We start from the raw sequence: 11,228 nt of genomic DNA, 5'->3' as shown, positions 1-11,228 counted from the left end.
GGCGCGGCGAGCCTCCCGTGGCGCACATGCTCGACATCGAACGCGTGAGCTGGTCTCCCGGCGGCGCGATCGCCGTGCTCGATTCGGTGACTCTGAGCGTGGCCGACGGCGAGTTCGTCGGGCTGGTCGGCCCGAACGGCAGCGGCAAGACGAGCCTGCTGCGCTGCGTGTTCCGTTACGCGCGGCCCGATGCGCGCCGTGTCGCGCTCGACGCGCAGGACGTGTGGCGCATGCGGCCGCGCGCGGTCGCGCAGCGCATCGCGGTGCTGCAGCAGGAGACGCCCGACGATTTCGGGCTGACGGTCGACGAACTGGTCGGCATGGGGCGCACGCCGCACAAGCGGCCGTTCGACGCGGAGACGGCGGACGATCGCCGGATCGTCGAATCCGCACTGCACGACGTCGGCCTCGTCGAGCGCCGCGCGCAACGCTTCGCGTCGCTGTCGGGCGGCGAGAAGCAGCGCGCGCTGCTGGCTCGTGCGCTCGCGCAGCAGCCCGAACTGCTGCTGCTCGACGAACCGACCAACCATCTCGACCTGCGTCATCAGCTCGAACTGCTCGCGCGCGTGCGGCGCCTCGGCATCGCGACGCTCGCCACGATTCACGATCTCAATCTCGCGGCCGCGTATTGCGACCGGCTCCACGTGCTCGCGCACGGCAGGGTCGTCGCATCGGGCGCGCCGGCCGACGTGCTGACCGAAGCGCTGCTGCGCGACGTGTTCGGCGTCGTCGCGCTCGTCGATCGCCATCCGGTCACGAGCCGCCCGCGCATCACGCCGCTTCATCCGGAATGACCGCCATGCCGTTTCCTGTCCTGCCCTCCGCGTTGCAGTCTGTGTCGTCATCCGCATTCCGCCGGCTGGTTGCCGCGATCCTGCTCGGCTGCGCGGCCGCGCATGCGGGTGCCTATCCCGTCACCGTGCGCAGTTGCGATCGCGACGTGACGTTCGACCGCGCGCCGACGCGCGCGGTGAGCAACGACGTGAACCTGACCGAGATGATGCTCGTGCTCGGCCTGAAGGACCGGCTCGTCGGCTACACCGGCATCGGCGGCTGGAAGACGGGCACCGCGCGCGTGCGCGACGCGCTGCGCGGCGTGCCCGAACTCGCGAGCCAGTATCCGTCGCTCGAGGTGCTGGCGGCCGCGCGTGCCGACTTCTATCTCGCGGGCTGGAACTACGGGATGCATGTCGGCGGCGCGGTGACGCCGGCAACCCTCGCGCCGTTCGGCATCCGGACGTACGAGCTGACCGAATCGTGCTCGCACGTGATGAAGCAGACGGCCGCGTCGTTCGACGACGTGTTCCGCGACCTGAACAATCTCGGCCGGATCTTCGGTGTCGACGCGCGCGCCGCGCAGGTCGTGGCTGCGATGCGCGCGCGTCTCGCGGCGGTGTCGCGCGCGATCGGGCGTCCGGCGCCGCTGCGCGTGTTCGTCTACGACAGCGGCACCGACAAGCCGATGACGGCCGGCGCGCTCGCGATGCCGAACGCGCTGCTGACGGCGGCCGGGGCGCGCAACGTGATGGCCGACCTGCCGCGCAGCTGGACGCAGGTGAGCTGGGAAAGCGTGGTCGCGCGCGATCCGCAGGTGATCGTGATCGTCGACTATTCGGCCGTGACGGCCGCGCAGAAGCAGCAGTTCCTGTTGAGCCAGCCGTCGCTCGCGCGCGTGGCCGCCATTCGCGACCGGCGCTTCATCGTGATTCCCTACGATGCGGCGACGCCGGGCCCCGAGAACGTCGCGGCCGTCGAGACGCTGGCGCGCGCGCTGTATCCGGCCGCGTTCGCCGGGCCGGCGCGATGAGCGGGCACGTGCGTGCTGCGCGGCCCGGCATGCGTACAGTGCTGCCGGCGCTGGCGCTGCTGCTGGTCGTGTCGATCGTCGTATCGGCCGCGTTCGGTCCGGCGCCGATCGCGATGCCGGCGGCGGTGCGGATCGTCGCCACGCACATCGTGCCGGCGTTCGGCGAGGCCGGCGCGTTCGCGGCGGGGGCAGGCGACGACAGCATCGTCTGGCTGATCCGGATGCCGCGCGCGCTGCTCGCCGCGATCGTCGGCGCGACGCTGGCAGCGGTGGGCGTCGCGTTGCAGGCGGCGACCGCGAACCGCCTGGCCGATCCGCACCTGCTCGGCGTGAGCGCGGGCGCGATGCTCGGCGCCGTCGCGGTCACCGTGCTGGCCGGTGCGGCATTCGGCCCGTTCACGCTGTCGGCTGCCGCGTTCGCCGGCGCGCTCGCGGCGACCGCCTGCGTCATCGCGCTCGCTTACCGGCGCGGCCGGCTCGAATCGGACCGGCTGCTGCTCGCGGGCGTATCGGTGTCGTTCATGATGGCCGCGTTCGGCAACCTGCTGCTGTATCTCGGCGATCAGCGCGCCGCGTCGTCGGTGCTGTTCTGGATGCTCGGCGGCGTCGGGCTCGCGCGCTGGGATCTGCTGCCGGTGCCGGCCGCATGCGCGGTGCTTGCCGGCGGCGCGCTGTACGCGCGCCGGCGCGAACTGAATGCGCTGATGTCGGGTGACGTGGCCGCGGCCGCGCTCGGGGTGCCGAGCGCGCGGATGCGGCGCGAGGTGTTCGTCGTCGCGTCGTTCGCGACCGGTGCGATGGTGGCGGTGAGCGGTGCGATCGGCTTCGTCGGGCTGGTGACGCCGCATCTGTGCCGCCGCGTCGTCGGTGCCGAGCACGGCAGGCTGCTGCCGGTTGCCGCGCTGACCGGCGCGATCCTGCTCGTGTGGGCCGATGTGGCCGCCCGCACGCTCGCGGCGCCGGAGGATCTGCCGATCGGTATCGTGACCGCGATGTTCGGCAGCCTGTTCTTCGTCGCGCTGTTGCGCCGCCGCTGAGCGGCGCGCGCGCACCGGCGGCGGGCGCTCAGGCGAGGGCGCTTGCGGCGCGCGTCATTGCCGCGGGATGGCCATGCCCGTGCCGCGGCCGAATGGGTCGCCCCGCGCGACGGTATCCGGCACGTCGAACAGGTTGTCCGGCAGCGTTCGCACGGGCAGCGTGATTACGAAGCGTGCGCCGCCGAGCGGCGAATCCTCGAGCCGCACGTCGCCGCCGTGCACCTGCGCGACGCGCCTCACGATCGCGAGCCCGAGCCCGAAGCCCCCGGTTTGCCGGTCGCGGCTGGAGTCGAGCCGCTGGAACGGTTCGAACACGCGGGCGCGTTCGGCGGCCGGAATGCCGGGGCCGTCGTCGTCGACGCTCAGCACGAGCGCGCCGGACGCGTCGCGTGCGGCGGCGAGCAGCACGGTGCGCGATGCATAGCGTGCGCCGTTGCGGATCAGGTTAAGCAACGCGCGGGCAACCAGCTTCGGGTCGCACACGTGGGTCGCGGGGGCACCGAGCGTCGATACGTCGAGCGAGATGCCGCGATCGGCGATATCGTTCGAGACGTTGCCGGCCACGCTGTCGATCAGCGCGTCGACGACGACTTCCATCGGTGCGAGCTGGCTCGCGCCCTGTTCGAGCCGGCCGATCGTCAGCAGCTCGGTGACGAGCTCGTCGAGTTCGCGCACGTCGCGGCGCAGCGCGTCGCGGCGTTCGCGCATCCGGCCCGTTTCACCAGGCTCGGCGAGCAGCGCGAGCCCGAACTCGAGCCGCGCGAGCGGCGTCTTCAGTTCGTGCGAGATGCCGTGCATCATTTCGCGCTGCTGCTTGATCGACGCCTCGATGCGCTCGGCCATGTCGTTGAACTGTTGCGACAGTTCGTCGATGTTCGACTTGCCCGACAGCTTCACGCGCGTCGACAGCGTGCCGGTGCCGAATGCGCGGGCGGCATCCTGCAGCTTGCGCAGGTCGCGCCAGTGATAGTGGATCCACAGCACCACCGCGAACAGCGTGCCGAGCGCGAGCAGCAGGTACGCATAGATCTTGATGTCGAGATCGGACGCTTCGATCGGCCGCGCATGCAGGACCGTACCGTCCGAGAGCGGCATGTAGTAATCCTTGCTGTTGTAGCTGATCGCGATCCGGCCCGCATCGAGGTCGCGCAGCGGCGCGCCGCTCAACTGCGCACGGGCGGCGGCCATCGACAGGAAGCCGAATCCTTCGTTGCCGTGTCTCGCGAGCTCGCGCAGCGCGAGTGCGCGCTGCCCGCCCGGATGGCGTTCGAGGTAGTCGTTGAGCACGAACGCATAGGTCGTCAGCGAGTCGCGCTGCGCCTGTGCGCTGCGTTCGTAGAAGATCCGGTCGAACGACAACTGGATGAACAGGATCGACGCGACGACGAACAGGATCACGACGAGGTACAGCCTGATCAACGGGCGCAGCATTTATTCGTCCCACGCAGAAGGGCTGAACAGGTAGCCGCGGCCCCAGATCGTCTTGATCTTGTGCGGCTCCGACGACGCATCTTCGAAGCGGCGGCGCAGCTTCGAGATGCCGGAATCGACCGAGCGGTCGAGTCCGTCGAACTCGATCCCGCGCAGCTGCTTCAGGATGTCGTCGCGGCTCAGCACGGTGCCGGCCGCGCGCGCGAGAATCAGCAGCAGGTTGAACTCGGCAGTCTTGAGGTCGACCGGCTCGCCGCGCCAGGTCACGGTGCGGTTCGGCGGCGAGATCGCCAGCTCGCCGAACACGAGCGCTTCGGGTGCGGCCACGGGCGTGTCGGCGGCGGCCGGCTGCGCACGGCGCAGCAGCGCGCGGGCGCGCGCGACCAGCACGCGCGGCTCGATCGGCTTCGTCACGTAGTCGTCGGCGCCCGTCTCGAGGCCCGCGACCTGGTCGTAGACGTCCGCGCGCGCGGTCAGGATCAGCACGGGCACGTTGGTGAACGCGCGGATGCGCCGGCAGACTTCCATCCCGTCGAGGTTCGGCAGCATCAGGTCGAGTATCACGAGGGCCGGCTGGTGCTCGCGCACCGCCGCGACGGCGAGGTCGCCGCGCCGGACGACCGTCACCGCGAATTCATAGCTGTCGAGGTATTCGCGGACGAGCTGCGCGAGGCGGTCGTCGTCCTCGATCAGCAGTACGCGGTATTTGAGCGGATCTTCGTTCATGGTCTCCTCAGGATGCGCGCGCCATCTCACGCCGTGGCAAGCCGGGGTGCGGCGCGGCCCGCAGATTCTATCCGGCGCACCGAACGCCGGGGAAGCGGTACGACAATCTCGAACAATCAAACACAATTGAGCACAGATTCTCCGAAGATTCAGGACAGTCTCGGCGCAGGGCGGCACCTAGACTGCGGGCTCCGTCACTTCTATCTCAATATTGTGCGCCCAATACTTCGCCGCTACCGCTATTGCATGCCGCTCGCCGGCCTGACCCTCGCCGCCGCCGCCCACGCGGAAAACCAGTATTCGCTGTCGCTTGGCGGCGGTTTCGCACCGCGCTACCCGGGCAGCAACCAGTACCGCGGCGTCGTTGCGCCGGGGCTTTCCGCGAAGTTCGGTAACGGCTTCTTCATCGACAGCACCGAGGGCGCCGGCTACCGGCTCGACCTGCCGCACGGTGTGTTCCTGTCGGCGGCTGTGAGCTACGACGCGGGCCGTGCGGACGAGAACCGCTTCGACATGCCGGGCTCCGACTACCTGAAGGGCATGGGCCGGATTCCGGGCTCGGTGCTCGTGGGCGTGCGCGCGGGCGTGACGCTCTTCAACGCGGCGGAGCTGAGCGTCACGATCGACACCCCGGTGACACATACGTCGCGCGGCGTGTCGGGGCACGTGGATCTCGCGGTGCCCGTGTTCAAGACCTCGCAGCACGAGATCATCGTGACGGGAACCGTGCACGGGGGCTCGGGGCGCTACACGCAGACGTTCTACGGCGTGACCGATGCACAGTCGATGACGAGCCGGTTCCGGCCGTATTCGACGAGCGGCGGGATCGACAGCGCGTCGATGGCGATCGCGTGGAACTGGACGCTGTCGCAGCACTGGTCGGTGCTCGCGACGGGGGGCGTGACGCGCTTGCTTGGTCGCTACGGCGACAGTCCGATCGTCCAGTCGCGCAGCAACTATTACGGCATCGCGGGCGTGACCTACAAGTTCTGAGTGAGTTGCCGGCGCGCGCATGCCGTACGCGTCGGCGTCGGTGTTGCAGCCGTCGCGGCGAATCGCGTGCGGTAACATGCAGGCGGGTCCGGCGCCGTGCCGGACTTGCGACCCGGTTCGCCGCCACGGCCGGACCGTATCGCGTCACCGCCGACATGCGCCGGCCGGCCTTCGTCGAGGAACGGTCGGCGGCGCGCGGCACCGATCATTCATGCGACGCCGGGCCGTGCACGAAGGCCGTACACGGCGCACCGGGGCGCGACAGGGAGAAACCGATGAAGAACACGATCGCGACACTCGTTGCACTCGTTGCGAGCGCAACCTTTGCAGGATGTGCGGACATGAACGCGAAGCACCCCAACGCCACCGCCGGCGGCGCGGTGATGAACCCCGCACCGTCGGGCGCCGCGAGCGCGTGCAAGGCGGACGCCGCGCCGGACGACGCGCTGGTCGGAAAAACCGAGGCCGATGCGGCCGCGCTGCTCGACGGCTGCCTGTGGCGCGTGCTCGAGCGCGACGGCAAATCGCTGCCGGGCACGATGGACTATCGCCAGGAGCGACGCGACCTCGGCATTCGCGACGGCAAGGTGATCTGGCTGCGGCGCGGGTGAGGGGGCTTGCCGGTGGCGATAGGGGTACGCGAGCGTGGGTCGTCGGCATGCGTGCAGTGCCCGGGATCGCCGCGTCTGCGAGGCTGTCGATGATGGCCCGGGCAGGGGTCCGCGCGCTGACACTGGCGGCGCTGGGTGTGCTGGCCGGATGCGGACGACATGATGGCACTGCATCCGGGCCGCGCACCGTATGCATCACCGGCTATAACGAGTACACGCGAAAGCTTCACGAGTTCTGGCTCGACAACGAGCACAAGTCGGGATGCTTCGGCAATCCTTCGGCGCGGGAGGCAGGCGAGGCCTTCGGCGGCGGCGGCGGGTTTGCGTGCGGCTGCCGGGTCACGCCGGGGCAAACGGCGAAGCTCACATGGGTGTTCGCGCAACCGCTGGCCGAGATCCGGCGTGGCGCCCAGGCGGAGCACAAGGCGATCGACGTGACGATTCCGCAGCCGGAATCGTCGACGTCGCGCTATCTGCGCGTGTATTTCAGGAAGAACGGCACGGCCGAACTGCAATGGGTGGACGACATGAACGCGCCCGAGCTGCCGCCGACCGTGGAGAAATGATCGCCGTGCTACGCGGGCGATCCCGGATGCGTTACTTCGAGATGTACCACAGCGCATCCGTGCTGACGCGCGAAGGCTGAGCGGCCGCAGCCGGCACCTGGGCCGGCGCGGGCGGCGGCGTGTTCGACGTGATGGCCGTCGGCAGCGTGGCCGGAATGTTCGCGGTGGACGGCGAGGCTGCCGTCGTTCCTGACGTCGAAGGCGTATTCACGTACCAGAGCGCATCGGCCGATGCCGTGCGTTTTGTCGTCGCTGCCGACGCCGGACCGGCTGCCGTATTCGTCGCGGCATTCGCCGGCTTCTTCGAGGATACGGCCGTCGTCGCTGGGCTCGCCGTACCGGCCTGCGCAGTCATGCCTGCGCCACCGGCTCCACCACGCTGCGCACGCGCCTCGAACGGCCCGAGCTGGAAGATTAACGTTTGCGCGGGACGCGTCAGGACGGCATACGGGAACTGCAGCTCCCACGACATCAGCACGCGGCCTGACGACGTTTCCGTGAAGATCGCCGGCAGGTGCTTCATGTCGCTGAACTGCACGTAGACCCGCGCGCCGTCGTCGAACACCTGGGTCGGCTTGGCCTGGTCCGCCCCGGTGACCGTCCAGCCGAAGTTGTACGTGCCGGCCGGGCCGGCGGGGCCGCCCTGCGGGGGCGCCGGCGGCGGAGCCGACGAGATCGTGCGCGGGCGCGTGACCTGCTGCGGGGCGGACACGCTCAGGCTCGCGAACGGGTTGTACGCCTGGGCCTGTTGCGGCGGCGTAAAGGACGGTGGAAGGATGGGCATGGGAGTATCCGGCGAATCCGGCATGGTCCGGATTGCATCATAGACCTTGCGCGCATACGCGAGGCGCTTGTCGGGCGACGCGGAGTTGTACGCGCCGATCGCGTTCCAGTTGGCGCCGAGCTGGCGGATGTTCTGCGACAGGATCCACGCGCCGACATACGCGTTCGTGCACGCATCGAACAGGCTCTCCCGCGTGATGCCTTCGCGTGCGAGCGTCGGCAGCCAGGTGCTGTTGATCTGCATCAGCCCGATGTCGACCGTGCCGTTCGTGTTGGTGTTGACGGCGTTCGGGTTCATGCCCGACTCCACCTGCGCGATGCCGCGCATCAGGCTGACGCTCACGTGCTGGAACGCGGCCGCGTCGTCGAGGCAATCGGCCCGCGCGACACCGTGCAGCGCGCACGACAGCGCAATCGTCGAGGCGATTTTCAGCGTTTCTCGGCTGATCGAACGGGTGGTCTGACGCGGCATGGCAGGATGGGGCGGAATCCGGGCGCCCGGTGCAAGGAAATTACGCGAGACGCGAAGTGTGCCATAGCGAGCAGGCAAATGGCTCGCGTCAAACTTTCCTTTGCATTTGCCCATGCGCCCGACACGCCTTTTTATCGTGTCCGATCGCGGCGTGCGGCGAAGCATTATCGGTAAATATGGCCGGATTTCACGGTGAATGCCGGGGCAATGGCGGCGCCGGAATACTGACGCATCGCGTCATTCGTTCCAGGAAATCGGTGCTGAATCAAACCGGATGAAAATCGACAGGCAGCCGATGTCCGGGGTGAAATGGGCGATGAAAAGGCGATCGGGAAACACGCCGGCGGCCGGTGCCGCCGTATCGGTCGATGCGGATTCGGCCGGCCGCACGGCGGACAGCCGGCCGTTTTGCATCAGAAGCGGTGACGCAGGCCGAGGTTGACCATCGTCTGCGCGCTCGTGCCCGCGTAGCCGTACGAACCGATCGACGCCTGCGCGCCCATCGAGCCGCCGTTGCCGTCGCCGGTCTGGCCGCTTGCGTGCTGGTACGCGGCGGTCAGGTAGACGTCGGTGCGCTTCGACAGGTTGTAGTCCGCGCCGGCCGATACCTGGTGATAGGTGGCCGACGTGTCGCCGCCCGAGCGCGTATAGCTGTAGCCGACGCCGACCAGCAGCGCGTTCGTCGCCTGGTAGTTCACGAAGCCTTGCCCGGTGTTGTAGTGCTCGTTCGAGTTGAATACCGAGCTCGCATCGCGGCGGTACTGCGCGTTGCTGTAGCCGAGGCCGAACGTGAACGGGCCGGCGACGTACTGGCCCGCGATGCGCGCGATGCCGATCGAGTGCGCGCTTGCATAGCCGTTGTTGATCGGGCCGTCGAAGGTGCCGTCCGACGAGCTGGTCCAGCCGTTGCGCAGCCCGTTCGACGCAGGGCTGTTGGTCGCGTGGAAGTAACCGCCCGCGACGCTGAACGGCCCGTTGTTGTACGACACGGCGGCCGAATACGATTGCGCGGCGCCGGTGCTGCCGGCGATGCCGCCGAACGAATACATCGCGGAGAACTGCAGGCCCGCATAGACGGCCGACGTGTACTTCACCGCGTTGTCGACGCGGAAGCTGTTGTCGTAGTTGTCGACGTCGCCGGGCGTCGCGAACACGCTGCCGAGATAATTGTCGGCGGTGATGCCCTGCACGAGATCGACGAGCGGATCGTACTGGCGGCCGAACGTGAGCGTGCCGTAGCGATCGCTCGTCAGGCCGACGAACGCCTGCCGGCCGAACATGCGGCCGCCCTGGCCCTGCCGGCCGTTGCTCGGGTCGAAGCCGTTCTCGAGCTGGAACAGCGCCTTCAGCCCGCCGCCGAGATCCTCGGTGCCTTTCACGCCGAAGCGGCTGCCGGCCAGGTTGCCGGCGCTGCTGTTGCCGAGCATCCACGCGTTGTCCTTGCCCTGCGCATGGTTCACGTAGGTGATCGACGTGTCGATCACGCCATACAGCGTGACGCTCGACTGCGCGTGCGCGACGGGTATCGCCGCGAATGACGCGATGGAAATCAGCGAGAGGGTCGTGCGTTTCATTTCATCTCCTTGCGCATTGGCTTGTATTCGTGATCCGGAATGGCAGGAGACTACCGAGTGCGATTAAAACGGAAAAACGAAATTCTCTTTTGTGGCTTGAGGCAGACAGGGATGTGCTCCAGTCTCGACGATCGAGGGATTTGAATTATTGAAAATTGCGTATCAATTGATTGTCATTTCGCAATTTTGTCATTCCGGCTTGCATATCTCGCGATAATCTCGATCGATTTGACGGGGCGTCGAGGCGGCCCGGATATTGTTATCGATCCGTCAAATAACTATTTAATGAATCGATTTGGCCACGGTGTAATGAATGTGTTAACGACGCATCGGGCGACGGCATCGCGGCGGCGTCTCCCTTCCTGTCGCGTTGTCGTTGCGCGCGTGGCACGCCGGTCGTCGATCCGGTCTTGTATATAATAATCATTCTCATTTACAAGATCGTTGACGCCTGCGCACCCCGGAACCCGGCCATGTCTGCTGACCAGCTGTCCCTCCATCGAGAAATCGACGCCCTCTATACCGGCCACCACGCGTGGCTGCGCGGCTGGTTGAGCCGGAAGCTCGGTTGCGCGCACCGCGCGGCCGATCTGGCGCACGACACCTTCATGCGCCTGCTCGCACGCGACGAGCCGATCGGCGCCGACGAGCCGCGCGCGTTCCTCACCACGGTCGCGCAGCGCGTGCTGAGCAACCACTGGCGGCGCGAGCAGATCGAGCGCGCGTATCTCGATGCGCTCGCGCAGCGCCCCGAAGCGCATGCGCCGTCGCCGGAGGAGCGGGCCGTCGTGTTCGAGACGCTGCTCGAAATCGACCGGCTGCTCGACGGCCTGCCGCTCGCGGCGAAGCGAGCGTTCCTGCTCGCGCAACTCGACGGGCTCACGCAGGCCGAGATCGCGAGCGAACTCGGCGTGTCGCTCGCGACGGTGAAGCGTTATCTCGTGAAGGCCGGCACGCAGTGTTTCTTCGCGATGGCGGCCTGACCGATGGCCGCCCCGGGAGCGCCGGCGGTGCCGCCGCAGGTTGCGCGTCGCGCGGTCGAATGGTGGGTCGACCGGCAGGCCGGCCGCACCGGCGAAGCGTTCGACGCCGCGCTCGCGCGCTGGCGCGCGGAGGATCCGGCGCACGACGCGGCATGGCGCCATATCGAAACGATGCAGCACAGATTGGGCGGGCTCACGGCCGGGCTCGACCCGCAGGCCGCACACGCGGCGCTGCTGTCGCCGCG

General features: G+C 68.3%; 13 protein-coding genes. 8 read left to right on the top strand and 5 right to left on the bottom strand.

Translation table 11 applies throughout. From position 1 onward, the window contains the following. Nucleotides 1-26: 26 nt before the first annotated feature. The 3 genes from ABY44_RS04355 to ABY44_RS04345 are packed head-to-tail and all read left to right on the top strand — an operon-like array spanning nucleotide 27 to nucleotide 2,844. A complete protein-coding gene (locus ABY44_RS04355) occupies nucleotides 27-794 on the top strand; it encodes an ABC transporter ATP-binding protein (RefSeq protein WP_431640900.1) in 768 nt (255 codons plus the stop codon). Beyond that, a complete protein-coding gene (locus ABY44_RS04350) occupies nucleotides 791-1,807 on the top strand; it encodes an ABC transporter substrate-binding protein (RefSeq protein WP_060173831.1) in 1,017 nt (338 codons plus the stop codon). The genes ABY44_RS04355 and ABY44_RS04350 overlap by 4 nt, the downstream gene beginning before the upstream one ends. Further along, on the top strand, nucleotides 1,804-2,844 hold the full coding sequence (locus tag ABY44_RS04345) for a FecCD family ABC transporter permease (protein ID WP_060173832.1): 1,041 nt from the start codon (nucleotides 1,804-1,806) through the stop codon (nucleotides 2,842-2,844). Before ABY44_RS04350 ends, ABY44_RS04345 begins: the two co-directional genes overlap by 4 nt. 54 nt (nucleotides 2,845-2,898) lie before the next feature. Here the strand turns inward: ABY44_RS04345 and ABY44_RS04340 are convergent, their stop codons facing one another. Further along, nucleotides 2,899-4,275, bottom strand: coding sequence for an ATP-binding protein (locus tag ABY44_RS04340; RefSeq protein WP_060173833.1), 1,377 nt, complete (start codon nucleotides 4,273-4,275; stop codon nucleotides 2,899-2,901). Then, nucleotides 4,276-5,001, bottom strand: a complete 726-nt coding sequence (locus ABY44_RS04335) for a response regulator (protein WP_059682155.1) — start codon at nucleotides 4,999-5,001, stop codon at nucleotides 4,276-4,278. It lies immediately after the preceding gene. A gap of 246 nt (nucleotides 5,002-5,247) precedes the next feature. Here ABY44_RS04335 and ABY44_RS04330 point away from each other — a divergent pair, with 246 nt between their 5' ends. The 3 genes from ABY44_RS04330 to ABY44_RS04320 all read left to right on the top strand — a co-directional run bounded on the left by ABY44_RS04330 (nucleotide 5,248) and on the right by ABY44_RS04320 (nucleotide 7,171). After that, nucleotides 5,248-5,994: a MipA/OmpV family protein gene (locus ABY44_RS04330; RefSeq protein WP_060173834.1), complete on the top strand. Its 747-nt coding sequence runs from the start codon at nucleotides 5,248-5,250 to the stop codon at nucleotides 5,992-5,994. A gap of 275 nt (nucleotides 5,995-6,269) precedes the next feature. Further along, nucleotides 6,270-6,605 (top strand): hypothetical protein, encoded by a 336-nt coding sequence (locus ABY44_RS04325; RefSeq protein ID WP_060173876.1) that lies wholly within the window; start codon nucleotides 6,270-6,272, stop codon nucleotides 6,603-6,605. 47 nt (nucleotides 6,606-6,652) lie between these two features. Beyond that, nucleotides 6,653-7,171 (top strand): hypothetical protein, encoded by a 519-nt coding sequence (locus ABY44_RS04320; protein ID WP_226230569.1) that lies wholly within the window; start codon nucleotides 6,653-6,655, stop codon nucleotides 7,169-7,171. Between the two features lie 31 nt (nucleotides 7,172-7,202). Here ABY44_RS04320 and ABY44_RS04315 read toward each other — a convergent pair whose 3' ends face one another. The 3 genes from ABY44_RS04315 to ABY44_RS04305 form a co-directional block, all read right to left on the bottom strand. Further along, a complete protein-coding gene (locus ABY44_RS04315) occupies nucleotides 7,203-8,426 on the bottom strand; it encodes a transglycosylase SLT domain-containing protein (RefSeq protein WP_060173835.1) in 1,224 nt (407 codons plus the stop codon). 237 nt (nucleotides 8,427-8,663) lie between these two features. After that, nucleotides 8,664-8,840 carry a hypothetical protein gene (locus tag ABY44_RS04310; RefSeq protein ID WP_155637968.1) on the bottom strand — a complete coding sequence of 59 codons (177 nt, stop codon included), beginning with the start codon at nucleotides 8,838-8,840 and terminating at the stop codon, nucleotides 8,664-8,666. Further along, a complete protein-coding gene (locus ABY44_RS04305; RefSeq protein ID WP_060173836.1) occupies nucleotides 8,840-10,000 on the bottom strand; it encodes a porin in 1,161 nt (386 codons plus the stop codon). Before ABY44_RS04305 ends, ABY44_RS04310 begins: the two co-directional genes overlap by 1 nt. A 473-nt stretch (nucleotides 10,001-10,473) precedes the next feature. On the opposite strand from ABY44_RS04305, the gene ABY44_RS04300 reads away from it, so the two are divergent. Together ABY44_RS04300 and ABY44_RS04295 are read left to right on the top strand one after the other, a co-directional pair. After that, on the top strand, nucleotides 10,474-10,983 hold the full coding sequence (locus ABY44_RS04300; protein ID WP_060173837.1) for a sigma-70 family RNA polymerase sigma factor: 510 nt from the start codon (nucleotides 10,474-10,476) through the stop codon (nucleotides 10,981-10,983). Between the two features lie 3 nt (nucleotides 10,984-10,986). After that, the coding region (locus ABY44_RS04295; RefSeq protein WP_431640898.1) for a DUF4880 domain-containing protein at nucleotides 10,987-11,228 on the top strand (242 nt) is incomplete at its 3' end.

This window comes from Burkholderia sp. ZZQ-2 (assembly GCF_050768715.1).
GTDB classification, from domain to species: Bacteria; Pseudomonadota; Gammaproteobacteria; order Burkholderiales; family Burkholderiaceae; genus Burkholderia; species Burkholderia cepacia.
This window is presented reverse-complemented; position numbering and strand designations above follow the sequence as displayed.